Here is a 22,525-nt window from a genome sequence, read left to right as displayed (position 1 = left end):
TTTTTTCCGCTATCTAAAAAACACATCACCGGCAGCAATGGGCATCATCCTGCCAGTGCCGGTATCGAGCATCAACAAGCCATTATCATCAATTCCGGCGAATTGTCCGGAAATCGATCGGTCCGGCAAATTCACCGTGATCTTTTCGCCGATGCCGCAGGCGATGGTGCGCCAACGCGCCGTGATCTCGCCGACGCCGCGGCCCTGGTCCCATTGATCAAGCACCTCCGCCATCGCCGCGAAGAGATGGGCGAAAAGCTCCTCCGGCGAGGCCGCACTTGCATGCTGACGCAGGCAGGTGACGGGGTAGAGCGGATTGTCCGGCATTACCGAGACGTTGATGCCGATGCCGACGATCAGCGCGTAGCGACCATCCGGGAGCCCCTCGCCTTCGACGAGAATGCCGCAAGTCTTCTTTCGGCCGATGAGGATGTCGTTCGGCCATTTGATCTCGAGCGGCTCGGCGCCCGGCGGCAGCACCTGGCGGATCGCCTGGTGCACGGCAACGGCAACGGCAAGCGGCAAAGAGCTCAGGCGCTCCATTGGCGCCGGGTCGATCAGCAGAAGAGAGGCGTAGAGATTGCCGCTTTCGGAAACCCAAAGCCTGCCGCGGCGGCCGCGGCCGCCGGTCTGCCGTTCGGCCGTCACCCAGAGATTGCCGCCATCACCCGCCCGAGCCCGGGCGAGGCATTCGCTGTTGGTGGACGATGTTTCCGACAGAGCCTCGTGCCTGAAATCGCCGAGCGATATCCGGCGCCGTCCGTCGGAAGTCATCAAAAGAGCGTCGCGGCGGCAAGCTCGGCCGCACCGCCGATCGGGCCGCCGATCAAGACATAGGCGGTGACGAACAGACCGGAGAGACCGAAGACCAGACGCAACGAACCGGAGACACGGGCGAATTCGCCGGTCGCCTCATCGAACCACATCAGCTTGATGACGCGCAGATAATAATAGGCGCCGACCACCGAGGCGAGAACGCCGATGATCGCGAGCGCATAAAGTTTGGCTTCGATGGCGGCGACGAAGACGAAGTACTTGGCGAAGAAGCCGGCGAGCGGCGGGATGCCGGCGAGCGAGAACATCAGCGCCGTCAGCACCGCGGCCATAAACGGGTTGGTGGTGGAAAGGCCGGCGAGATCGTCGACGTTTTCGACGACGGTGCCATCCTTGCGGCGCATCGACATGATGATCGCAAAGGTGCCGAGCGTCATCACCATATAGATGACCATATACAGCATGACGCCGGTCACGCCGGTCTGGTTGCCGGCGGCAAGACCGACCAGCGCATAGCCCATGTGGCCGATCGACGAATAGGCCATCAGCCGCTTGATGTTCTTTTGGCCGATCGCGGCAAACGCGCCTAGCACCATCGAGGCGATCGAGATGAAGACGACGACCTGCTGCCAGTCTGCCAGAACCGGCTGGAAGGCCGTGATCACGATACGGGTCATCATCGCCATGGCGGCAACCTTGGGGGCTGCTGCGAGGAAGGCGGTGACCGGCGTCGGCGCGCCTTCATAAACATCGGGCGTCCACATATGGAAGGGAACGGCGGAGATCTTGAAGGCGATGCCGGCAAGGATGAAGACCAAGCCGAAGATCAGACCGAGCGAACGCGCACCCTCGACGGAAAGCGCCTGGGCGATTTCAGAGAAGTGGGTGTGGCCGGTGAAGCCGTAGACCAGCGACATGCCATAGAGCAGCATGCCGGAGGAAAGCGCGCCGAGAACGAAATATTTCAGGCCGGCTTCGGTCGATTTCAGGCTGTCGCGGTTGATCGCAGCGACGACATAGAGTGCCAGCGACTGCAGTTCCAGCGCGAGATAGAGCGAGATCAGGTCGTTGGCCGAGATCATCAGCAGGATGCCGAGGGTCGCAAGCACCAGCAGAACCGGGAACTCGAACTTGTCGAGCTGGTTTTCGCGTGCGTGGCCGGTCGTCATGAACAGGGCTACCAGCGAACCGATGAGCGCCACCAGCTTCATGAATCGCGAGAAGCCGTCGGCCATGTAGACGCCGCCATAGGCGAGGCCTTCAGCGGGTACGAAGAGCAGCCACAGGCCGGCGGCCAGCAAAAGCACGATGGCGAGGCCGGTAACGACGAGGCCCGACCGCTCGCCCGAGAAGACGCCGACCATCAACAGGACAAGGGCGCCGACCGCGAGGATCAGCTCCGGCGCGGAAAGATGCAGACTGAGGAGAATTGTTTCAGCGGTCATGTCCGATAAGTCCCGTCATCAATTCATAGACAGCGCAATGTTCTGCGCTGCGTGCACGGCGGCCGTGTAGTTGTTGACCAGCAGATCCACCGAGGCGGCCGTCGCATCGAAGACCGGAGCCGGGTAAACGCCGAAGAAGATGGTCAGCGCGACCAGCGGGTAGAGGATCAGCTGCTCGCGTCTGGAAAGATCGAGCAGCGCCTTCAGCTTTTCCTTCTCCAGCGCGCCGAAGATCACCCGGCGATAAAGCCAGAGTGCATAGGCGGCCGAGAGGATGACGCCGGTGGCGGCAAACAGCGCGACCCAAGTGTTGACCCGGAAGACGCCGATCAACGTCAGAAATTCGCCGACGAAGCCCGAAGTGCCGGGAAGTCCGACATTGGCCATGGTGAAGACCATCATCGCCACGGCATATTTCGGCATGTTGTTGACGAGACCGCCATAGGCGTTGATCTCGCGGGTGTGAGTGCGGTCGTAGACGACGCCGACGCAGAGGAAGAGCGCGCCGGAGACGATGCCGTGCGACAGCATCTGGAAGATCGAACCCTGAACGCCCTGCATGTTGGCGGCAAAGATGCCCATCGTCACGTAGCCCATGTGGGCCACCGAGGAATAGGCGATCAGCTTCTTGATATCGTCCTGCATCATCGCCACCAGCGAGGTATAGATGATCGCAATGACCGACAGGGCGAAGACGAACGGCGCGAAATAGTCGGACGCGACCGGGAACATGCCGAGCGAGAAGCGGATCAGACCGTAGCCGCCGAGCTTCAACAGCACGCCGGCCAGGATCACCGAGCCTGCCGTCGGCGCCTGAACGTGGGCATCCGGAAGCCAGGTATGAACCGGCCACATCGGCATTTTCACCGCGAAGGAGGCAAAGAAGGCAAGCCATAACCAGGTCTGCAGCGCCGGCGGAAATTTATAAGCGAGCAGCGCGGTGATGTCGGTCGTGCCGGCCTGCCAGTACATCGCCATGATGGCGAGCAGCATCAGCACCGAGCCGAGCAGCGTATAGAGGAAGAACTTGTAGCTCGCGTAGACACGGTCCTTGCCACCCCAGACGCCGATGATCAGGAACATCGGAATGAGGCCCGCCTCGAAGAAGACGTAGAAGAGCACGATATCGAGCGAGACGAAAACACCGACCATCATCGTTTCGAGGATGAGGAAGGCGATCATATATTCCTTCAGGCGCTTCTCGATCGAGAGCCAGCTCGCCAGCACGCAGAAGGGCATCAGGAAGGTCGACAGGATGACGAACAGCATCGAGATGCCGTCGACGCCCAGATGGTAGCCGATGCCGGTGCCGAGCCAGTCATGCTTTTCGAGCATCTGGAAACCCGGATTGGCATTGTCGAAACCAGTCCAGATGAGAAGCGAGACGACGAAGGTGAAGACGGTGGTGATCAGCGAGATCCACAGCACGTTCTTCCGGCCGGTTTCGCTTTCGCCGTTCATCAATAGCAGGAGCACCACGCCGACGAGCGGCAGAAAGGTGACCGTTGAAAGAATAGGCCAATCGGTCATCAGAAGGAACTCCCGAGCATCATCCAGGTAACAAGCGCCGCAATGCCGATCAGCATGGCGAAGGCATAGTGGTAGAGGTAACCGGTCTGCAGGCGGACGACGCGGTCGGTGACGGCGACGACGCGGGCGGCAACGCCGTTCGGGCCATAGGTGTCGATGACGCCGACGTCACCCTTCTTCCACAGGAAGCGGCCGAGCGCCTTGGCCGTGCGGACGAAGAGGAAGTCGTAGAGTTCGTCGAAGTACCACTTGTTCAGCAGGAACTGGTAGAGAATGCGGTGCTGCCTGGCGAGGGTGCGCGGCGTCTGCGGCGAACGGATATACATGTACCAGGCGAGGACGAAGCCGAGCAGCATGGCGATGAACGGGCTCAGGCCCACGAGCGCCGGCACGTGATGGAACTGTTCGACCAGTTCGTTCTCGGCCCCGGTAAACAGCGCGCCCTTCCAGAACGCGGCATATTCCTCGCCGTAGAACCGTCCTTCGAAGATCACGCCGGCAAACACCGCGCCGATCGCCAGAAGATAGAGCGGCACCAGCATGACCTGCGGCGATTCGTGGACATGGTGCATGACCTCGTGCGAAGCGCGCGGCTTGCCGAAGAAGGTCATGAAGATCAGGCGCCAGGAATAGAAGCTGGTGAAGAGAGCCGCGATGACCAGCAGCGAAAAGGCAAAGCCTGCGACCGGCGAATGCGAAGCATAGGTCGCCTCGATGATCACGTCCTTGGAGAAGAAGCCGGCAAAGCCGATCGGCGTGAACGGAATGCCGACGCCGGTAATCGCCAGCGTGCCGATGATCATCAGGATGCCGGTAACTTTGATATGCGGATACAGGCCGCCCATGTAACGCATGTCCTGCTCACCATCGACGGAATGGATGACCGAGCCGGCGCAGAGGAAGAGCAGCGCTTTGAAGAAGGCATGCGTGAACAGATGGAAGATCGCCGCGCCGTAGGCCCCTACCCCGAGCGCCACGAACATGTAGCCGAGCTGCGAACAGGTGGAATAGGCGATGACGCGCTTGATGTCGTTCTGCACCAGGCCGACGGTTGCCGCGAAGAAGGCGGTGATCGCACCGATGACGGTGACGACGACGAGCGCATCCGGCGACAGTTCGAAGAGCGGCGACATGCGGGCGACGAGAAAGACGCCGGCAGTGACCATGGTGGCGGCATGGATGAGGGCCGAGACCGGGGTCGGGCCTTCCATGGCGTCGGGCAGCCAGGTGTGCAGCAGGAACTGCGCCGACTTGCCCATCGCGCCCATGAACAGCAGCAGGCAGATGCCGGTCAGCGCATGCGCCTTGTCGAGTTGCATGCCGAAGAGGTTGAGGATCACTTCGCTCGCCTCGCCGCCGCCTTCATGCGGGGCGAAGTTCGAGGCATTGGCGAAGATCGTGTCGAGATTGATAGAACCGAACAGCACGAAGACGCCGGCAATGCCGAGCACGAAGCCGAAGTCGCCGACGCGGTTGACGATGAAGGCCTTCATCGCCGCAGCCGTTGCCGACGGCTTCTTGAACCAGAAGCCGATCAGCAGGTAGGAGGCGAGACCGACGCCTTCCCAGCCGAAGAACATCTGGGCAAGGTTATCGGCGGTCACCAGCATCAGCATGGCGAAGGTGAAAAGCGAGAGATAGGCGAAGAAGCGCGGGCGATGCGGATCGGTATGCATGTAGCCGATCGAATAGACGTGAACCAGCGTCGAGACCGTGTTGACGACGATCAGCATGACGGAGGTCAGCGTATCCACGCGCAGCGACCAGAAGACGTCGATGCCGCCGGACTGGATCCAGCGCAGCACCTCGACCTTGATCGGGCCGCCTTCGGGATGCCCCATGGCGACGGTGAAGAACACCACCCAGGACAGGATGGCGGCGATGATCATCAGGCCGCTGGTGACATATTCCGAAGCCTTGGCGCCGATGGCGCGGCCGAAAAGGCCGGCGACGATCGCGCCGATCAAGGGAAGAAAGACGATAGCCTTATACAGGAACATGAGCCACTCAGCCCTTCATCATATTGACGTCTTCGACCGCGATCGAGCCGCGGTTGCGGTAGAAGACAACGAGAATTGCAAGACCGATCGCCGCTTCGGCAGCCGCGACCGTCAGGATGAACAGCGCGAAGACCTGGCCGACGATGTCGTTCAGGAAGGAGGAAAAGGCGACCATGTTGATGTTGACAGCAAGCAGGATCAGCTCGATCGACATCAGGATGACGATGACGTTCTTCCGGTTCAGGAAGATGCCGAAGACGCCGAGCGTGAAGAGGATGGCGCTGACCGTCAGGTAGTGGGAAAGTCCGATGACCATATTCTTTGTTCCTTGACCTGCCTTAAACGCCCTGCCCGGGCTTGACCGAAACCACCTCGACGGCGGTGGCGGGTGTGCGGGCAACCTGCCTGGGAATATTCTGCCGCTTGATGTTGGTGCGGTGCCTCAGCGTCAGCACGATCGCGCCGATCATGGCGACCAGCAGCACCAGACCGGCGATCTGGAAGAAATAGACGTAGTTGGTGTAGAGCACGTCGCCGAGGGCAGCCGTATTGGTGCGTTCCGTCAGCGCCGGGATCGGCATGGCGACCGTCTTGGCGATCTCGGGCGAGATGACGCTGCCGCCAATGACGACGATCAGCTCGGCCGCGAGGATCACCCCGATCAGCCCGCCGATCGGCGCATATTCGAGAACGCCGGCCCTCAGTTCGGTGAAGTCGATATCGAGCATCATCACCACGAAGAGGAAGAGCACGGCAACGGCGCCGACATAGACGACGAGCAGGATCATCGCCAGGAATTCGGCACCGAGCAGCAGGAAGAGGCCGGCCGCATTGAAGAACACCAGGATCAGGAACAGAACCGAGTGAACCGGGTTCTTCGCCCAGATGACCATGAACGCCGACGCCACCGCGACAAAGGCGAAAAGGTAGAAAAATAGAGCCTGCAGACCCATGTTGGTGCCTTTTTCATCTTCCCCCCGGGCAGCCGGGAGTTTTTCTGCCCGATAGAGTTTTGCGCGGCTGACCGGCAAAGCTCCTGTGCATATTGACCGCGACCGAAGCAGCTAAGCTCCCTTACGGCATTTCAAAAACTCGATCAGCGGTACGGCGAGTCGATCGCGATGTTGCGGGCGATTTCGCGCTCCCACCGGTCTCCGTTATCCAGAAGCCGCGACTTGTCAAAATAAAGCTCTTCGCGGGTTTCCGTCGCGAATTCGAAATTCGGGCCTTCGACGATGGCGTCGACCGGGCAGGCTTCCTGGCAGAAGCCGCAATAGATGCACTTCACCATGTCGATGTCGTAACGCACCGTGCGGCGGGTGCCGTCATTGCGGCGGGGACCGGCTTCGATGGTGATCGCCTGGGCAGGACAGATCGCCTCGCAGAGCTTGCAGGCGATGCAGCGCTCTTCGCCGTTCGGATAACGGCGCAGCGCATGCTCGCCGCGAAAGCGCGGGGAGACCGGGCCCTTTTCGAAGGGATAATTGATCGTCGCCTTCTGGCGGAAGAAGTAACGCATCGACAGAAAGAACGCGCCGACGAATTCCTTGAGAAACAGCGAGCTGATGGAGCCGGACAAGCTTGCCATCTTCAACCTCCAATATTGCCGGAAACGAGAGCTGACATTATCATGCCCAACCCATCAGTTTCAGCACGAATGCAACGATGACGACCATGGCGAGCGACAGCGGCAGGAAGACCTTCCAACCGAGGCGCATGAGCTGGTCATAGCGGTAGCGCGGGACGAAAGCCTTGACCATCGCGAACATGAAGAACACGAAGCAGGCCTTCAGCATGAACCAGATGATGCCCGGAACCCAGTTGAGGATCCAGATGTCGACCGGGGGCAACCAGCCGCCGAGGAAGAGGATCGTCGTCAGCGAGCACATCAGGCAGACGGCCGCGTATTCGCCGAGCATGAACATCATGTATGGCGACGAGCCGTATTCGACCATGAAGCCGGCAACGAGTTCCGATTCGGCTTCCGGAAGGTCGAAGGGCGGACGGTTCGTCTCGGCAAGTGCTGAAATGAAGAAGATGATGAACATCGGGAAAAGCGACAGCCAGTGCCAGTCGAGGAACGACGACGGCAGGCCGAGCATGGTGCCGAGGCCGGTATGCTGCGCATTGACGATGTCGGTCAGGTTCAGCGAGCCGACGCAGAGCAGCACGGTGACGATGACGAAGCCGATCGAGACTTCATAGGACACCATTTGTGCCGCCGAGCGCAGGGCGCCGAGGAACGGATACTTCGAGTTCGAAGCCCAGCCGCCCATGATGATGCCGTAGACCTCGAGCGAGGAGATCGCGAAGATATAGAGGATGCCGACATTGATGTTGGCGATCACCCAGCCATCAGCCAACGGCACCACCGCCCAGGTGGCAAGCGCCAGAAGCACGGTCACCAGCGGGGCGAGCAGGAATACCACCTTGTTGGCGCCAGCCGGAATGACCGGCTCCTTGAAGACGAACTTCAGAAGGTCGGCGAAGGACTGGAAGAGGCCGAAGGGGCCGACGACGTTCGGGCCGCGGCGCAGCTGCACGGCCGCCCAGATCTTGCGGTCGGCGAGCAGCACATAGGCGACGAAGATAAGCAGGCAGACGAGAAGCAGCAGCGACTGACCGATCATGATGATCGCCGGCCAGACATAGGTCGAAAAGAAAGAATCCATAGTCCCCTGCCCTTACTCTGCCGCGACTTTGAAGTTGTTGCGGGCCAATGCCGAGCACTCCGCCATGACAGCCGAGGCACGCGCTATCGGGTTCGTCAAATAGAAGTCTTTCACCGGCGACGCAAACCCGGATTTGTTCATCTTGCCGGCTTTTTTCGCAACTGCGGCAATTTGGGCGCTATCGGTTTCGGCGATCTCGTCAATGGCGGCGAAATGCGGGAAAGCGGCATAGAGCCGGACGCGCAATTCGCTGAGCGAATCGAAGGGAAGCTTCTTGCCGAGCACGTCGGAAAGGGCACGGATGATCGCCCAGTCTTCGCGGGCATCGCCCGGTGCAAAGCCTGCACGATTGCCCATCTGGACGCGGCCTTCGGTGTTGACCCAGGTGCCGGACTTTTCGGTATAGGCTGCGGCCGGCAGGATGACGTCGGCATGATGCGCGCCGTTATCGCCATGCGAGCCGATATAGACGGTGAGCTTGGCCTTCTTGGCGGTGAAGTCGAGTTCGTCGGCGCCGAGCAGGAAGAGCACATCCATCGCCGTCAGCATTTCGGCGGCATTGACGCCCTTGGAACCCGGCACGAAACCGAGGTCGAGGCCGCCGACACGGGAGGCGGCCGTATGGAGGACGGCAAAGCCATTCCAGCCTTCAACGACCGCGCCGACCGAACCGGCAAGCTTGGCGGCACTGGCGAGTACGCCGGCGCCATCGGTGCGTGACAGCGCGCCCTGGCCGATGATGATCATCGGCTTGGCGGCGTTCTTCAGGACCTCGGCAAAGGCGTGACCGCCGTCGACCAGATCCTTCAGCGTGTCCGGACCACCGCCGAGATAGTCATAGGTGTAGCGCAATTCGCTCGGCTCGCCGATCACGCCGATCGGGAACTTGCCGCGGCGCCAGCGCTTGCGGATGCGGGTATTGAGGATTGCCGCCTCGAAGCGCGGATTGGCGCCGATGATCAGCAGCGCGTCGGCCTGGTCGATGCCCGAGATGGTCGGGTTGAAGAGATAGCTTGCGCGGCCGAGCGACGGATCGAGCGCCGCCCCATCCTGGCGACAGTCGAGATTGGTTGAGCCGAGCGACTTCACCAGTTCGGAAAGCGCATACATTTCCTCGACGGAAGCAAGATCGCCGGCGATTGCGCCGATCTTGTCGCCGGAGGTGGCGGCAACGCCAGCCTTGATGGCGCCGAAGGCTTCTGCCCAGCTGGCAGGCTGCAGGAGGCCGTCGCGGCGGACATAGGGCCGGTCGAGGCGCTGGGTCTTCAGGCCGTCCCAGATGAAGCGGCTCTTGTCGGAGATCCACTCTTCATTGATCGCCTCGTTGACTCGCGGCAGGACGCGCATGACTTCGCGGCCACGGGTATCGACGCGGATCGCCGAACCGACGGCATCCATGACGTCGATCGATTCGGTCTTGTTCAATTCCCAGGGGCGCGCGGTGAAGGCGAAGGGCTTGGAGGTGAGTGCACCGACCGGGCAAAGGTCGACGACGTTGCCCTGCAGCTCGGAGGTCATCGCCTGTTCGAGATAGGTGGTGATCTCGGCATCCTCGCCCCGGCCGATCAGGCCGAGTTCGGAAATGCCGGCGACCTCGGTGGTGAAGCGGACGCAGCGCGTGCAATGGATGCAGCGGTTCATCACCGTCTTGACCAGCGGGCCGATATACTTGTCTTCGACGGCGCGCTTGTCTTCCTGGTAACGCGAAGTGTCGATGCCGAAGGCCATCGCCTGGTCCTGCAGATCGCATTCGCCGCCCTGGTCGCAGATCGGGCAATCAAGCGGATGGTTGATCAGCAGGAATTCCATCACACCTTCGCGGGCCTTCTTGACCATAGGGGTGTTGGTGAAGACCTCGGCCAGTTCGCCGTTCGGGCCGCCGCGGATGTCGCGCACGCTCATGGCGCAGGAAGCCTGGGGCTTCGGCGGGCCGCCCTTCACCTCGACAAGGCACATGCGGCAATTGCCGGCAACCGACAGCCGCTCATGGAAGCAGAAGCGCGGAACTTCGGCCCCGGCATCCTCGCACGCCTGCAACAGCGTGTAGTGATCCGGAACCTCGATTTCGTTGCCGTCAATCTTCAGTTTTGCCATCGTCGCTCAGTCCTGTTTCCCGTTTGCCTGATGACGGCAAACAAACCTATTTTTGCAACACTCTCATTGCCAAGCCGGATCTTTCGTCCTGCCGACATTTGATGTCGCCCAAATTCTCTGTCGCGCGTTCCAGGTCCGGAACCCGCACCGGCATCTGCGGCGTGGGGCCCCCGCCCGTCCGCCGATCTGCCCATATTTCCGGCCGATTGCACGGCCGGACAGTTCATTTCCTTCGGCGCGCCCGCCCTGCCAGAACTTTTGCCTGGCCGATCCAGTCGTCACGGTCGATGCGGCCGTTGACGCCAAGCTCGGCGTCGAGCCGGGCGATGTCCTCGGTGCTCCAGGCAGCAATCTCGGCGAAGCTGCGAATGCCCCTGTCGTTCAGCACCTGCTCCAGCTTCGGGCCGATGCCGGCGATCAGCTTCAGATCGTCGACCTTTTTCGCCCGCTGGGCCGGTTTTGCCTTCACAGCCGGCTGGCTGGCAGGGACCGGTTCGCTGACCGGTGTTACAACAGTCAGTTTCGGCCTTGTCTTCTTCTCGACATCAGGCTTGGTCTCCGCCGCCGGCTTGTTCGCGGCCACCGGCTTGACCACAGCCTTGACCTCAGGGCGGATATTCTCCGGCCGGATATCGACGGCGGGCATCGGCTCGTCCGGCGGCGTATCATCGAGCGCTGCCGCGACCTTGCCGGTCGTTTCCAGCGCGCTCTGGAAGGCGCCGAAAAAGGCGCCCGCCATCTGGGTCGAGAGACCGAAGCCGATCGCTGTTGCGGCGGCAAAGGCTGCGGCGGGATGCGCCATCAGCGGATGCATCGGCATTGCCCGCGCATTTTCCAGCATCTCGGCGGCAAGACGGCCGAAGCCGGCCGCGAAATCGGCGGCGTCTTCCTTCTTTCCACTCTTCGATGCGTTGTCCGCCATGATTATTCAGCCGCCTCCAGAACCGCGCCGTGATCAAGGGCGCTTGCCGTATACTGGTCGATGCGCTTTTCGATCTCGGGACGGAAGTTACGGATCAGACCCTGCACCGGCCATGCGGCGGCGTCGCCGAGCGCGCAGATGGTGTGGCCTTCGATCTGCTTGGTCACCTGGAACAGCATGTCGATCTCGCGCTTTTGGGCATTGCCCTTGGCCATGCGCTCCATCACCCGCCACATCCAGCCGGTGCCTTCGCGGCAAGGCGTGCACTGGCCGCAGCTCTCGTGTTTGAAGAAGGCGGAGATACGGGCGATCGCCTTGATCACGTCGGTGGATTTGTCCATGACGATCGCGGCGGCCGTGCCGAAGGAGGAGCCGACGCCGCGCAGGCCGTCGAAATCCATCGGGCAGTCGATGATGTCCTTGGCCGGAACGATCGGGCAGGATGCTCCGCCCGGAATGACGGCGAGCAGATTGTCCCAGCCGCCGCGGATGCCGCCGGCATGGCGGTCGACCAGTTCGCGGAAGGTGATGCCCATTTCCTCTTCGACCGTGCACGGCTTGTTGACGTGGCCGGAGAGCATGAACAGCTTGGTGCCGACATTGTTCGGACGGCCGATGGCCGAGAACCAGCCGGCACCGCGGCGCAGGATCGTCGGCGCAACGGCGATCGATTCGACGTTGTTGACCGTCGTCGGGCAACCGTAAAGGCCCATATTGGCCGGGAAAGGCGGCTTCAGGCGCGGCTGGCCCTTCTTGCCCTCGAGGCTTTCGAGGAGGGCTGTTTCCTCGCCGCAGATATAGGCGCCGGCGCCGTGATGGACGTAGATGTCCATGTCCCAGCCGAGCTTGTTGTTCTTGCCGAGCAGGCCATAATCATAACATTCGTCGATCGCCGCCTGCAGCGCTTCGCGCTCGCGGATATATTCGCCGCGCACATAGATGTAGGCCGCATTTGCGCCCATGGCGAAGCTGGCGATGACGCAGCCTTCGATCAGCGTATGCGGATCGTGACGCATGATGTCGCGGTCTTTGCAGGTACCGGGCTCCGATTCGTCGGCATTGACGACGAGGTAGTGCGGGCGACCGTCGCTTTCCTTCGGCATGAAGGACCATTTGAGACCCGTGGGGAATCCGGCGCCGCCGCGGCCGCGAAGGCCGGACGCCTTCATCTCGTTGATGATCCAATCGCGGCCCTTTTCGAGTATCTGCTTGGTGCCGTCCCAGTGGCCGCGGCTCATCGCGCCCTTCAGGGACTTGTCCTTGAGGCCGTAGATGTTGGTAAAGATGCGGTCTTTATCTTGTAACATGCTTCACCTCTTTACCGCGGCTTCTTGCCGAAGACCTTGATATATTCCGCTTCGCCGCCCTTGGCGAGCGCCTTGGCCTGCTTGACCCAGTCGTCACGCTCGATGCGGCCGCGGAAGTTCAGGTAGCCGTCGACCCATTCGCGCTCGGCCTTCTTCCAGCCCGCGACCTGCGAGAAGGTGAAGATGCCGATCTCGTTCAACGTCGCCTCGATCTTCGGGCCGACGCCCGAGATCATCTTCAGATCATCCGATGCGGCGGGCTTTTCGATGCCGGCCGGACGGTTCTTGTCGGTGAGCGCTGGCTTTGCCGCCGGGGCGGCTTCGGCCTTGACGGCGGGTGCCGGCGCCGGTTCGGCAGCCGCGGTGCCGGAAACCGGCTGCTGCTCGGCTGCCTTGGCATTCCTGGCAGCCGCCTTCGGCGCCGTTGCCGGCGTCTTCAGCGCGGCATTGGTCTCGGCATCGGTGCTCTTCGGGCGGGCGGCCTCGGAGGGCGGGATCGGAGCGGCGTCGACGACCGGAGCCGACACGCTTTCGGCATCGGCCTTCTTGGCGCGCGTCCTTGTCTTCGGCTCTGCCGTCGTCAGCGAGGTCAAGCCGCCTTCCGGCGCCGAAAATACCCGGTCGATCTGGGTGCCCGGCTTAATGCTCGCGCCATTGCCGGCGGCAAAGGTATCGATGATCTCTTCGAGGCGCGCCGGCGTCAGGTCTTCATAGGTGTCCTTGCCGATCATCACCATGGGGGCGTTGACGCAGGCGCCAAGACATTCGACCTCTTCCCAGGACAGTGTTCCCTCGGCATTGCGCTCGAAGGCATGGGCGTGGATCTTGCTCTTGCAGACCGACATCAGCGCTTCCGAGCCGCGTAGCATGCAGGGCGTCGTGCCGCAGACCTGGACGTGGGCGCGGGTGCCGACGGGATGCAGCTGGAACTGCGTATAGAAGGTCGCGACCTCGAGCACGCGGATATAGGCCATGTCGAGCATGTCGGCGATCTTTTCGATCGCCGCGCGCGTGACCCAGCCATCCTGCTCCTGCGCCCGCATCAACAGCGGGATGACCGCCGATTGCTGGCGGCCGGCGGGGTATTTCTGGATCGTCTTGTCCGCCCAGACCGCATTTTCATCGCTGAAAGCGAATGCGGCAGGCTGAAATTGATCTTCGGCTAATCGACGAACGGACATTCTTCCTCACGCCTTGTCAGTTTAGGGTTCCACACCGCGAAGCGGTCAAAGACTGCATTTCGCAGGCATAGGCCGACTGGTCTTTCTGCATAAACACTACGAATTTGCCGCCATTCGGAATGGCAGCCTTGATCTGATAGCCCTTGGACAAAAGATCGCCCATGGACGTTTGCGCCGCCGGCGGCGTCACTTCCTTACGACCCAGCGGCGTGCCGAGCGTATCGGTCTCCTGGGCCGAAACCCCGGATGCCGCAAGAAGAAGGGCGACGGCAAGCGGCAGACGCTGCATCAGCGGTCCACCTCGCCGAAGACGATGTCGAGCGAGCCGAGCACGGCCGCGACGTCGGCAAGCTGGTGGCCGCGGCACATGAAGTCCATCGCCTGCAGATGCGCATAACCCGGAGCGCGGATCTTGCAGCGATACGGCTTGTTGGAGCCGTCGGAGACGAGATAGACGCCGAACTCGCCCTTCGGCGCCTCGACGGCGGCGTAAACCTCGCCGGCCGGCACATGGTAGCCTTCGGTATAGAGCTTGAAGTGGTGGATCAGCGCTTCCATCGAGCGCTTCATCTCACCGCGCTTCGGCGGCACGACCTTGCCGTCGATCGACGAGAAAGGACCGGTCTTGGCATCCGACAGCAGGCGATTGACGCACTGCTTCATGATGCGGACCGATTCGCGCATCTCGATCATGCGGATCAGGTAGCGGTCATAATTATCGCCGTTCTTGCCAATCGGAATGTCGAATTCGAGATCGGAATAACATTCGTAAGGCTGGGCGCGACGCAGGTCCCAGGCAGCGCCCGAACCGCGCACCATGACGCCGGAGAAGCCCCAGGCCCAGCAATCCTCCAGCGAGACGACGCCGATATCGACGTTGCGCTGCTTGAAGATGCGGTTGCCGGTCAACAGATTGTCGATGTCGTCGAGCGCCTTCAGGAACGGGTCGCACCAGTCGCCGATATCCTGGACGAGCTGTTCCGGCAGGTCCTGATGAACGCCGCCCGGACGGATATATGCGGCATGCATGCGCGAGCCACTGGCGCGCTCATAAAACACCATCAGCTTTTCACGCTCTTCGAAGCCCCAGAGCGGCGGCGTCAGCGCGCCGACGTCCATGGCCTGCGTCGTGACGTTCAGCAGATGCGAGAGGATACGGCCGATTTCCGAATAGAGGACGCGAATCAGCTGGCCGCGGATCGGGATGTCGATGCCGAGCAGTTTTTCCACAGCCATCGCATAGGCATGTTCCTGGTTCATCGGCGCGACGTAATCGAGCCGATCGAAATAGGGCAAGGCCTGAAGATAGGTCTTGGTCTCGATCAGCTTCTCGGTGCCGCGGTGCAGCAGGCCGATATGCGGATCAACCCGCTCCACAATTTCGCCGTCAAGCTCCAGGACAAGACGAAGAACGCCATGCGCCGCCGGATGCTGCGGTCCGAAATTGATGTTGAAGTTGCGGACGTTATGTTCGGTCATGGCGATTAACTCGCTTAGAGTGAGTAGTGATTAGTGAGTAGTAGTTAGTTTTCATCCGCTCACTATTCGTCAGCTTTCCTGTGCTGAACGCTTCGGATAAGCGATCCCAGCATCTTTCCAATTTCGTCGCATCGGTCGAGCAATTCGTTCTAATCTGGCTGGTCATTCCATAGATCTCTTCCCGCGGGAAGGTTCTCGTCACCTCATAACAAACAACAGATCGCTCGATAGCAAATTGCCAGACTTTCAAATCACGATAGGAGCTGATTTTCCCGTTCGTCACCCAAATATCTGCCCACTACTCACTACCGACTAATCACCACTCACTGCTTGGCCTTCTCATCCCCAGGCAGCACGTATTCAGTACCTTCCCAGGGCGACATGAAGTCGAAGTTGCGGAATTCCTGCTTCAGTTCGACCGGCTCGTAAACGACGCGCTTTGCCGCATCGTCATAACGAACCTCGACGAAGCCGGTGGTCGGGAAGTCCTTGCGCAGCGGGTGGCCTTCGAAGCCGTAGTCGGTCAGGATGCGGCGCAGGTCCGGATGGCCGGTGAAGAGCACGCCGTACATGTCCCAAGTTTCGCGCTCGAACCAGTCGGCGCCGGGATGGACGCCGCAGGCCGAGGGAACCGGCGTATCTTCGTCGGTTGCCACCTTGACGCGGATGCGCAGGTTCTGCTTCGGCGACAGCAGGTGATAGACGACGTCGAAACGCAGCTCGCGCTGCGGCCAGTCGACACCGCAAATATCGATCAGGTTGACGAAACCGCATTTGGCGTCGTCACGCAGGAAGGTCAAAAGCGGGATCAGGTTTTCACCCGTTGCGGTCAGCGTCAGCTCGCCATACTTCATCTGCGATGCGGCGATCAGGTTACCGCGCGCTTCGCCAAGGTAGGACGCAAGCTCAGTCAGGGCTTCACTCATATGCCTTGTCCTTAACCCTTAGCGTTCGATCGTGCCGGTGCGCCGGATCTTCTTCTGCAGCAGAAGCACGCCGTAAAGCAGCGCCTCTGCCGTGGGGGGACAGCCCGGCACGTAGATGTCGATCGGCACGATGCGGTCGCAGCCGCGCACCACCGAGTAGGAATAGTGATAATAACCGCCGCCATTGGCGCAGGAGCCCATCGAGATGACGTAGCGCGGCTCGGGCATCTGGTCGTAAACTTTGCGCAGCGCCGGCGCCATCTTGTTGGTCAGCGTGCCGGCAACGATCATCACGTCGGACTGGCGTGGCGAAGCGCGCGGCGCAAAACCGAAGCGCTCGACGTCATAACGCGGCATCGACAGCTGCATCATTTCGACGGCGCAGCAGGCAAGGCCGAAGGTCATCCACATCAGCGAGCCGGTACGGGCCCAGTTGATCAGCTCGTCGGTCGAGGTGACGAGGAAACCCTTATCGGCAAGCTCATTGTTGATCTCGCCGAAAAATGCGTCGTTGCTGCCGATCGGCTTGCCGGTCGAGGGATCGATGATCCCTTTCGGCTGCTGGGCAACGAGCGGCTGATTGCTCACAGGGGCTACTCCCATTCCAGGGCTCCCTTCTTCCATTCATAGATAAAGCCGATGGTCAGCACGAAGAGAAAGACCATCATGGACCAGAAGCCGAACCAGCCGATGGCGCCGAAGGAAACGGCCCAGGGGAAGAGGAAAGCGACTTCAAGATCGAAGATGATGAAGAGGATCGACACGAGGTAGAAGCGAATGTCGAATTTCATACGGGCATCGTCGAACGCGTTGAAGCCGCATTCGTAAGCCGAGAGCTTTTCCGAATCAGGCGCTTTGAAAGCCACGGCGAACGGCGCAATAAGCAGCGCCAGGCCGATAACAAGCGCGATAGCGATGAAGATAGCGATCGGAATATAGGAACTGAGCAGTTCAGTCATCATGTTCATCCCTGCTTGCCGGAGGCGCCAGACGGCACATTTGGGCAAATGCCCGGCAAGCGAACGTGCGTTGCAACAAGCCGTGGTTAGCGCAGCCGAAGCCCCGGCGCAAGAGATTTACAGAGGCAATTCGACGCGTGGCGCGCGGACATTATCAAGCAGATGCAACGATGTCGCGACAAATCCGCCCAAGCCGTGTGAAGCTGCATGTCTGACCACTGGAAACTGCATGGCTTGGTGAAGAAAATGGCGCGAGTGACGGGGCTCGAACCCGCGACCTCCGGCGTGACAGGCCGGCACTCTAACCGACTGAGCTACACCCGCGCATTAATCGGCCATTTGCGGCCGCGAGGATGAAGAAAACCGGACAAACGACAAATCGCTTTGCGTTTTTACAAGACTTGAAATGGCGCGAGTGACGGGGCTCGAACCCGCGACCTCCGGCGTGACAGGCCGGCACTCTAACCAACTGAGCTACACCCGCAATTCATTTCAAGCAGTCCGGATGCCTTCGCACCCTTACCAAAACGGCTGCCCGTTTCGATGAGCGGCTAACTACGGGGTTCGCCATTTAGTGTCAAGCAGGTTTGGAGACAAAACCATGACAGCCGTTGAATTGTTTTGGCAAGGCCGCGCGGAATGAAGGAAAAGCCGTCAATTCCGTTTCCCGCTGCAGCACCGAGGCCGGATCGAAGCCGCCGGCACAGTCGAAGCCGACATGCCCCCTCCCCTTTATCCACAGCCTTGCCGCGCCCACCTGCCCCGCAAGGGACAGGAGCGCTGTCAAAAAAATCAAAAAATCTTCACAAACACTCTTGCGGTTTTGCCGCGATCCGCATAGATCACGGCCACCAACGCGGCAGGCCGATCCGGCTTCGTTTGCGATGGGCGATTAGCTCAGTTGGTAGAGCGCCTCGTTTACACCGAGGATGTCGGGAGTTCGAGTCTCTCATCGCCCACCATTTATTCTTCCCCTAAAGTGTCAAATAGCTGGTGTGATGTTGAGGCTTCGAAGGCAGACGCCCGCATGGCTTTGTCACCTATTTGGAATTCTAATCGGCCACTGATCCAGTGGAAGCGCCCAGCAGGGCCAGATGCGGCGCGCCGTCTAAAGCCAACGCTCCACCAAAACGGACTACTCCCGGCCGCTGCAGCCACCTCCTATTGGGCGAATGGATGGGGGCCGGCAAAAGTGGGAGAATTCGTCGCCCGGAAAATCTCCGCGCTTGAAGGCTTACGACGCCTAGAGGTGTGCCATGAGGACTCTCTGCTCCGCATTGACGTTGTGCATCGCAATCGCCCTTAGCACGCCAAGCGCCAGATACGTCAGCCTGCCCGGATACGCATTCAAGACGAATCCGGCATGCGAGCGCCACGAACCGAAGACGCGATTCGACAGAAGGTGCGACTGGCCGAGAGTGGGCTTCAAGGACTTTACGCCCCCGCTTGTGACCGTGCTTGGGATCTGAAGATCCTGCTCAGCCTCTTTGCGAATCATCGCGGTCCAGACGCGCTTGGTAGCCCGAGGGGATCCATGCTCTTTGACTGCGACAGAGTCTCTGATCGTGGTCGAACGCCTTTGCTCTGAACTCCCCACCAGACTCTATATAGCACTTCGGAATCCCGAAATTGGTTGCGGGATTGAAATCATTGCATGTTTTTTTCTGTCGGCACCTCGCGAAGCGCCGCGGATTTCGGAATCCCGAAGCGGGGAATTTCGGGATTCCGAAGTGGCGTTCTAGAATCGTGACAGTCGAGGCTCATCGCCCACCATTCACCCCTTCGCCAGTTCTTTATCCACCGCCGAAACCAGCCGCGAATCATCCGCCGTCACATCCGGCGCGAAGCGGGCGGCGACTTTGCCGTCGCGGCCGATCAGGAATTTTTCGAAGTTCCAAAGAATGTCATCCTCGTCGCCACCTGACATGCCGTGGGATTTCAGCCGTTCACGCATCGGGCCCTCGCCTGTCGTCTTCACGCCAGACTTCGTCAGTTGCCGGTAGAGCGGATGCTGGGCTTCGCCCTTGACCGAGATCTTCGAGAAGATCGGGAAGGTGACGTCGTAGGTACTGGTGCAGAAATCGAGGATCTCGGCATCGGTGCCGGGCTCCTGACCCTTGAAGTCGTTGGCGGGGAAAGCGGCGATGACGAAGCCGCGTTCGCGCTTTTCGCCATAGAGCTTTTCGAGCCCCTCATATTGAACCGTCAGCCCGCATTTCGAGGCGACATTGACGACCAGGAGCACGCGACCCTTGTATTCGTTGAGCGCGGTTTCACGACCATCCACTGTTTTCACAGGAATATCCAACACGTTCGCCGTCACGGGAACCTCCAATTTTGTGGGAACATATTCGCCAAACTTAGCGATATCGCCGCCGTTGTCATCAGCGTCGGAATCAATTCCGCGTCAGCAGCGGTTCCGGGATAACGACATGCATCAAAACGAAGAGCTAAAGCGCCGCGTGAATCAGTTCCACGCGATGCGCTTTAGCGGCCTGTGCCGGGATGAGACCTCTCAGGCGGGGGATGTTTCCTTCACGTCGTCGAGCAGGAAGTGCACAATGATATAATCCGTCTTGAAATGGCGGCCGCTGTCCGACACGGATTCGACGCTGCCGCCGTCCTTCGGGTGCCAGGTGTGGTAATGCGGGTTGGTGGTGATCAGCGTGATGGCCTTGCCTTCTAGGGCTTCCTCACCAAGCCGGAAGCGCATCTCGGCAAACGGCCAGATCCGTTCGTAGTCCTCCATGCTGATGCGTGCCTTCAGCGCCTTGCGGTGCAGCGGTGCTTCGCCGGCCTCGGCCGGTGATTCTAACATCACCTCCTCGGCCCCGTTAACGATGGCGTTGAACTCTTCAGGCCACATGCGTCTCATGAAATCGCTCCTCCCGAGCTCTCGTCAGTCCACATGTGAAACTTAGCGATTTGTTCGAAAGAAGCAAATTCCCGTCATGTGGTTGTCATCGGCGTCGGCTGCTCCTACGTTCGCCGCAAACCACATCAGGGCCGTCAGACGCCCGTAATCCCGAGATCAGAGATGAAGACACGTGAAGACAGGCAGGCGCTCCGGGCGAGCACGCCGCGCACTCCGCTCAGCGCCCATCATATGGAAAACGCCCGTCTGCTGCCGGATCGTGGCGAGTTGCTCTACCGAATCCCGAACGGCGGCATCGGCGTCGAAGTGGGAGCGGCCTTCGGCGAATATACGGCGGAGATCCTGGAAAAGAATCGCCCGGCGCAGCTCTACCTCGTCGATCCCTGGTCGATGGATCGCTACAGCTCCGGCCTCGACGCAATCCACACGACGTTTTCTGCCGAGATCGAGGCCGGCAGGCTGCATCTGATGCAGGGCACATCGCTCGACAAGCTCGCCGAGTTCGAAGACGATTTCCTCGACTGGGCCTATATCGATACCGACCATTCCTTCGAGCTCACCTGGCAGGAACTGCTGCTTTGCGACAAGAAGGTGAAGCGGACGGGGCGGATTGCCGGGCATGATTTCTGCACCGGCAATACCGTCAAGCCGATCGTCTATGGCGTCGTCGAGGCGGTCACCAAATTCTGCAAGGATTACCGCTGGCAATTCGAGTTCCTGACGGTCGAATCACACGCGCATTTTTCCTATTGCCTGAAGCGGCTGTGATTTAGCTCATGCCGGAATATTGCGCGTCGGTGACCTGCTCCAACCAGTCGACATGCTTGCCGTCCAGCGCCTCGTGAATGGCGATGTGCGTCATCGCCGTGTCCGCGGCGGCACCGTGCCAATGTTTTTCGCCCGGCGAAAACCATACCGTGTCGCCGGCGCGGATCTCGCTTATCTCACCGCCCCAGCTCTGGACGAGGCCCCTGCCAGAGGTCACGATCAGCGTCTGGCCGAGCGGATGCGTATGCCAAGCGGTGCGGGCGCCGGGTTCGAAGGTGACCGAGGTTGCCCGCATCCGGGCCGGTTCGGGCGTCTCCATCAACGGATCCTGGCGAACGGCGCCGGTGAAATAATCGGCCGGCGGCTTCATCGAAGGGCGAGAGCCGACAGGTTTGATCTCCATGATCTTTCCTTTTCCATTCATTGCGGTTGAAGCCTTGTCGCGGAACGATATTTCATCGAGGCAACCAATCAAGGCCGGATTGACAATTGCCGCATAGTTGTCCGCCTGATAGGCCAATATCTTTCATCACCTGGAGGATTTTTCATGAAACACCATGCTTTCGGCCGCATGCCTTTCACCGTCACCGATGTCGGCTTCGGCGCTTGGCAGATCGGCGGCTCCTGGGGCGATATCAGCGAGGTGGATGGACGCGCGGCGCTTAACGCCGCACTCGATGCCGGCATGACCTTCATCGATACGGCTGACGTCTATGGCGACGGCCGCTCGGAAAAAATCATCGCCGACGTGCTGAAGGCGCGCGGCGGCCAGCGCCCGATGGTCGCCACCAAGGCCGGCCGCCGGCTCAACCCGCATGTCGCCGAAGGTTATACCAAAGCGAACCTCGAAGGCTTCATCGACCGCAGCCGTGAGAATCTTGCCGTCGACAGCCTCGACCTCGTGCAGCTGCACTGCCCGCCGCGCGAGGTGTTTTACCAGCCTGAGGTCTTCGAGAACCTGAACGCGCTGCAGGCGGCCGGCAAGATCAAAGGTTACGGCGTCAGCGTCGAAAAGGTCGAAGACGGGCTGAAGGCGATCGAATATCCTGGCGTCGTCAGCATCCAGATCATCTACAATATCTTCCGCCAGCGTCCCGACCACCTGTTCTTCCAGGAAGCGCGCCGCAGGAACGTGGCGATCATTGCCCGCGTGCCGCTGGCCAGCGGCCTTCTCTCCGGCAAGATCACCCGGGACACCCACTTTGCCAGCGACGACCATCGCAATTTCAACCGCAACGGCGAAGCCTTCGATGTCGGCGAGACTTTTGCCGGCGTGCCCTTCGAGGTCGGCCTGCAAGCGGTGGAAGAGGTGCGCAAGCTGGTGCCTCAGGGCGCCACCATGGCGGCCTTTGCGCTGCGCTGGATCCTGATGGCTGAAGCCGTCACCGTCGTCATCCCCGGCGCCCGCAATGCCGAACAAGCCAAAGCCAATGCGGCCGCAGCCGATCTGGCGCCCCTTACGGCCGGTGTCATGGCGGCAACACGCGAGATCTACACGCGGCTGATCGCGCCGCATGTGCATCAGCGCTGGTAGGGCTGGAGCGTCGCTATTTTGTCAGGGCTGCGGCAAGTCGAGTCAGGCCCTCATCCGGC

Annotated in this window: 24 protein-coding genes, 3 tRNA genes and 1 pseudogene; 4 read left to right on the top strand and 24 right to left on the bottom strand. The window is 60.7% G+C overall.

Annotated features, from left to right (window positions below; all coding sequences use genetic code 11):
* Positions 1–9 precede the first annotated feature (9 nt).
* The 21 genes and pseudogenes from HJB82_RS10020 to HJB82_RS09920 form a co-directional block, all read right to left on the bottom strand.
* Positions 10–774, bottom strand: a complete 765-nt coding sequence (locus HJB82_RS10020; protein WP_207583796.1) for a biotin--[acetyl-CoA-carboxylase] ligase — start codon at positions 772–774, stop codon at positions 10–12.
* A complete protein-coding gene (gene nuoN / locus HJB82_RS10015; protein ID WP_221139890.1) occupies positions 774–2,219 on the bottom strand; it encodes an NADH-quinone oxidoreductase subunit NuoN in 1,446 nt (481 codons plus the stop codon). The genes HJB82_RS10020 and nuoN overlap by 1 nt, the downstream gene beginning before the upstream one ends.
* 18 nt (positions 2,220–2,237) lie before the next feature.
* Positions 2,238–3,749 (bottom strand): NADH-quinone oxidoreductase subunit M, encoded by a 1,512-nt coding sequence (locus HJB82_RS10010; protein WP_207583794.1) that lies wholly within the window; start codon positions 3,747–3,749, stop codon positions 2,238–2,240.
* Positions 3,749–5,749: an NADH-quinone oxidoreductase subunit L gene (gene nuoL / locus HJB82_RS10005; protein ID WP_221139889.1), complete on the bottom strand. Its 2,001-nt coding sequence runs from the start codon at positions 5,747–5,749 to the stop codon at positions 3,749–3,751. Before nuoL ends, HJB82_RS10010 begins: the two co-directional genes overlap by 1 nt.
* A 7-nt stretch (positions 5,750–5,756) precedes the next feature.
* Complete coding sequence (gene nuoK / locus HJB82_RS10000; protein ID WP_003547388.1) at positions 5,757–6,065, bottom strand: NADH-quinone oxidoreductase subunit NuoK; 309 nt, start codon at positions 6,063–6,065, stop codon at positions 5,757–5,759.
* Positions 6,066–6,087: 22 nt separating this feature from the next.
* Complete coding sequence (locus HJB82_RS09995; RefSeq protein WP_207583792.1) at positions 6,088–6,702, bottom strand: NADH-quinone oxidoreductase subunit J; 615 nt, start codon at positions 6,700–6,702, stop codon at positions 6,088–6,090.
* 143 nt (positions 6,703–6,845) lie between these two features.
* On the bottom strand, positions 6,846–7,337 hold the full coding sequence (nuoI, locus tag HJB82_RS09990) for an NADH-quinone oxidoreductase subunit NuoI (protein WP_164008961.1): 492 nt from the start codon (positions 7,335–7,337) through the stop codon (positions 6,846–6,848).
* Between the two features lie 40 nt (positions 7,338–7,377).
* A complete protein-coding gene (gene nuoH / locus HJB82_RS09985; RefSeq protein ID WP_207583791.1) occupies positions 7,378–8,421 on the bottom strand; it encodes an NADH-quinone oxidoreductase subunit NuoH in 1,044 nt (347 codons plus the stop codon).
* A 12-nt stretch (positions 8,422–8,433) separates the two neighbouring features.
* Positions 8,434–10,515: an NADH-quinone oxidoreductase subunit NuoG gene (nuoG, locus tag HJB82_RS09980; protein WP_221139888.1), complete on the bottom strand. Its 2,082-nt coding sequence runs from the start codon at positions 10,513–10,515 to the stop codon at positions 8,434–8,436.
* A gap of 223 nt (positions 10,516–10,738) precedes the next feature.
* Positions 10,739–11,437, bottom strand: coding sequence for a 5' DNA nuclease (locus HJB82_RS09975; protein ID WP_221115189.1), 699 nt, complete (start codon positions 11,435–11,437; stop codon positions 10,739–10,741).
* A gap of 2 nt (positions 11,438–11,439) precedes the next feature.
* Positions 11,440–12,744 (bottom strand): NADH-quinone oxidoreductase subunit NuoF, encoded by a 1,305-nt coding sequence (nuoF, locus tag HJB82_RS09970; RefSeq protein ID WP_003573907.1) that lies wholly within the window; start codon positions 12,742–12,744, stop codon positions 11,440–11,442.
* A gap of 11 nt (positions 12,745–12,755) precedes the next feature.
* A complete protein-coding gene (locus tag HJB82_RS09965) occupies positions 12,756–13,925 on the bottom strand; it encodes an NADH-quinone oxidoreductase subunit E (protein ID WP_207583788.1) in 1,170 nt (389 codons plus the stop codon).
* 16 nt (positions 13,926–13,941) lie between these two features.
* Complete coding sequence (locus HJB82_RS09960; RefSeq protein ID WP_007626190.1) at positions 13,942–14,214, bottom strand: hypothetical protein; 273 nt, start codon at positions 14,212–14,214, stop codon at positions 13,942–13,944.
* Positions 14,214–15,404 (bottom strand): NADH-quinone oxidoreductase subunit D, encoded by a 1,191-nt coding sequence (locus HJB82_RS09955; protein ID WP_207583787.1) that lies wholly within the window; start codon positions 15,402–15,404, stop codon positions 14,214–14,216. Before HJB82_RS09955 ends, HJB82_RS09960 begins: the two co-directional genes overlap by 1 nt.
* Positions 15,405–15,552: 148 nt before the next feature.
* Positions 15,553–15,672: pseudogene (locus tag HJB82_RS31545) on the bottom strand (four helix bundle protein); the annotation flags it as partial.
* A 55-nt stretch (positions 15,673–15,727) separates the two neighbouring features.
* Positions 15,728–16,330 (bottom strand): NADH-quinone oxidoreductase subunit C, encoded by a 603-nt coding sequence (locus HJB82_RS09945; RefSeq protein WP_207583786.1) that lies wholly within the window; start codon positions 16,328–16,330, stop codon positions 15,728–15,730.
* A gap of 18 nt (positions 16,331–16,348) precedes the next feature.
* Positions 16,349–16,933 (bottom strand): NADH-quinone oxidoreductase subunit B family protein, encoded by a 585-nt coding sequence (locus tag HJB82_RS09940; protein ID WP_003578567.1) that lies wholly within the window; start codon positions 16,931–16,933, stop codon positions 16,349–16,351.
* The gene (locus HJB82_RS09935; protein WP_007626195.1) at positions 16,924–17,289 is read right to left on the bottom strand and encodes an NADH-quinone oxidoreductase subunit A; all 366 of its coding nucleotides are present in this window, start codon (positions 17,287–17,289) and stop codon (positions 16,924–16,926) included. The genes HJB82_RS09940 and HJB82_RS09935 overlap by 10 nt, the downstream gene beginning before the upstream one ends.
* Positions 17,290–17,536: 247 nt before the next feature.
* Positions 17,537–17,613 (bottom strand) — tRNA-Asp (locus tag HJB82_RS09930).
* Positions 17,614–17,696: 83 nt separating this feature from the next.
* Positions 17,697–17,773: transfer RNA gene (locus HJB82_RS09925), tRNA-Asp, on the bottom strand.
* 93 nt (positions 17,774–17,866) lie between these two features.
* Positions 17,867–18,085 carry a hypothetical protein gene (locus tag HJB82_RS09920; RefSeq protein ID WP_221115192.1) on the bottom strand — a complete coding sequence of 73 codons (219 nt, stop codon included), beginning with the start codon at positions 18,083–18,085 and terminating at the stop codon, positions 17,867–17,869.
* 90 nt (positions 18,086–18,175) lie between these two features.
* On the opposite strand from HJB82_RS09920, the gene HJB82_RS09915 reads away from it, so the two are divergent.
* Both HJB82_RS09915 and HJB82_RS31900 read left to right on the top strand, forming a co-directional pair.
* Positions 18,176–18,251 (top strand) — tRNA-Val (locus HJB82_RS09915).
* A 294-nt stretch (positions 18,252–18,545) separates the two neighbouring features.
* Entirely contained in the window at positions 18,546–18,758 is a 213-nt protein-coding gene (locus tag HJB82_RS31900; RefSeq protein ID WP_311043797.1) for a hypothetical protein, read from the top strand.
* Between the two features lie 305 nt (positions 18,759–19,063).
* On the opposite strand, the gene HJB82_RS09910 is transcribed toward HJB82_RS31900, so the two are convergent.
* Entirely contained in the window at positions 19,064–19,612 is a 549-nt protein-coding gene (locus HJB82_RS09910) for a glutathione peroxidase (RefSeq protein ID WP_209885433.1), read from the bottom strand.
* Positions 19,613–19,804: 192 nt separating this feature from the next.
* Positions 19,805–20,164: a hypothetical protein gene (locus HJB82_RS09905; RefSeq protein WP_221115193.1), complete on the bottom strand. Its 360-nt coding sequence runs from the start codon at positions 20,162–20,164 to the stop codon at positions 19,805–19,807.
* A 162-nt stretch (positions 20,165–20,326) separates the two neighbouring features.
* On the opposite strand from HJB82_RS09905, the gene HJB82_RS09900 reads away from it, so the two are divergent.
* Positions 20,327–20,932 carry a class I SAM-dependent methyltransferase gene (locus tag HJB82_RS09900; protein ID WP_221115194.1) on the top strand — a complete coding sequence of 202 codons (606 nt, stop codon included), beginning with the start codon at positions 20,327–20,329 and terminating at the stop codon, positions 20,930–20,932.
* 1 nt (position 20,933) lies between these two features.
* Here the strand turns inward: HJB82_RS09900 and HJB82_RS09895 are convergent, their stop codons facing one another.
* Positions 20,934–21,356 (bottom strand): cupin domain-containing protein, encoded by a 423-nt coding sequence (locus HJB82_RS09895; protein ID WP_207584289.1) that lies wholly within the window; start codon positions 21,354–21,356, stop codon positions 20,934–20,936.
* A gap of 123 nt (positions 21,357–21,479) precedes the next feature.
* Between HJB82_RS09895 and HJB82_RS09890 the strand changes: the two genes are divergently transcribed.
* Entirely contained in the window at positions 21,480–22,466 is a 987-nt protein-coding gene (locus HJB82_RS09890; protein ID WP_207583781.1) for an aldo/keto reductase, read from the top strand.
* Positions 22,467–22,525: the final 59 nt, after the last annotated feature.

Source organism: Rhizobium sp. NZLR10, from assembly GCF_019685125.1.
In the GTDB taxonomy this organism is placed as follows: Bacteria; Pseudomonadota; Alphaproteobacteria; order Rhizobiales; family Rhizobiaceae; genus Rhizobium.
Note: the sequence above shows the minus strand (reverse complement) of the source record. Positions and strands in the feature narration are given on the sequence as shown.

Excerpts from the sequence above, each read along its gene's own strand:
- nuoI (WP_164008961.1), bottom strand. The coding sequence starts at position 7,337 with ATGGCAAGCTTGTCCGGCTCCATCAGCTCGCTGTTTCTCAAGGAATTC.
- nuoH (WP_207583791.1), bottom strand. The coding sequence starts at position 8,421 with ATGGATTCTTTCTTTTCGACCTATGTCTGGCCGGCGATCATCATGATC.
- nuoG (WP_221139888.1), bottom strand. The coding sequence starts at position 10,515 with ATGGCAAAACTGAAGATTGACGGCAACGAAATCGAGGTTCCGGATCAC.
- HJB82_RS09890 (WP_207583781.1), top strand. The coding sequence starts at position 21,480 with ATGAAACACCATGCTTTCGGCCGCATGCCTTTCACCGTCACCGATGTC.
- HJB82_RS31900 (WP_311043797.1), top strand. The coding sequence starts at position 18,546 with ATGAGGACTCTCTGCTCCGCATTGACGTTGTGCATCGCAATCGCCCTT.
- HJB82_RS09995 (WP_207583792.1), bottom strand. The coding sequence starts at position 6,702 with ATGGGTCTGCAGGCTCTATTTTTCTACCTTTTCGCCTTTGTCGCGGTG.
- nuoK (WP_003547388.1), bottom strand. The coding sequence starts at position 6,065 with ATGGTCATCGGACTTTCCCACTACCTGACGGTCAGCGCCATCCTCTTC.
- nuoN (WP_221139890.1), bottom strand. The coding sequence starts at position 2,219 with ATGACCGCTGAAACAATTCTCCTCAGTCTGCATCTTTCCGCGCCGGAG.
- HJB82_RS10020 (WP_207583796.1), bottom strand. The coding sequence starts at position 774 with ATGACTTCCGACGGACGGCGCCGGATATCGCTCGGCGATTTCAGGCAC.
- HJB82_RS09945 (WP_207583786.1), bottom strand. The coding sequence starts at position 16,330 with ATGAGTGAAGCCCTGACTGAGCTTGCGTCCTACCTTGGCGAAGCGCGC.
- HJB82_RS09905 (WP_221115193.1), bottom strand. The coding sequence starts at position 20,164 with ATGAGACGCATGTGGCCTGAAGAGTTCAACGCCATCGTTAACGGGGCC.
- nuoF (WP_003573907.1), bottom strand. The coding sequence starts at position 12,744 with ATGTTACAAGATAAAGACCGCATCTTTACCAACATCTACGGCCTCAAG.
- HJB82_RS09955 (WP_207583787.1), bottom strand. The coding sequence starts at position 15,404 with ATGACCGAACATAACGTCCGCAACTTCAACATCAATTTCGGACCGCAG.
- HJB82_RS10010 (WP_207583794.1), bottom strand. The coding sequence starts at position 3,749 with ATGACCGATTGGCCTATTCTTTCAACGGTCACCTTTCTGCCGCTCGTC.
- HJB82_RS09895 (WP_207584289.1), bottom strand. The coding sequence starts at position 21,356 with ATGAATGGAAAAGGAAAGATCATGGAGATCAAACCTGTCGGCTCTCGC.
- HJB82_RS09975 (WP_221115189.1), bottom strand. The coding sequence starts at position 11,437 with ATGGCGGACAACGCATCGAAGAGTGGAAAGAAGGAAGACGCCGCCGAT.
- HJB82_RS09900 (WP_221115194.1), top strand. The coding sequence starts at position 20,327 with ATGAAGACACGTGAAGACAGGCAGGCGCTCCGGGCGAGCACGCCGCGC.
- HJB82_RS09965 (WP_207583788.1), bottom strand. The coding sequence starts at position 13,925 with ATGTCCGTTCGTCGATTAGCCGAAGATCAATTTCAGCCTGCCGCATTC.
- HJB82_RS09935 (WP_007626195.1), bottom strand. The coding sequence starts at position 17,289 with ATGACTGAACTGCTCAGTTCCTATATTCCGATCGCTATCTTCATCGCT.
- nuoL (WP_221139889.1), bottom strand. The coding sequence starts at position 5,749 with ATGTTCCTGTATAAGGCTATCGTCTTTCTTCCCTTGATCGGCGCGATC.
- HJB82_RS09960 (WP_007626190.1), bottom strand. The coding sequence starts at position 14,214 with ATGCAGCGTCTGCCGCTTGCCGTCGCCCTTCTTCTTGCGGCATCCGGG.
- HJB82_RS09940 (WP_003578567.1), bottom strand. The coding sequence starts at position 16,933 with ATGGGAGTAGCCCCTGTGAGCAATCAGCCGCTCGTTGCCCAGCAGCCG.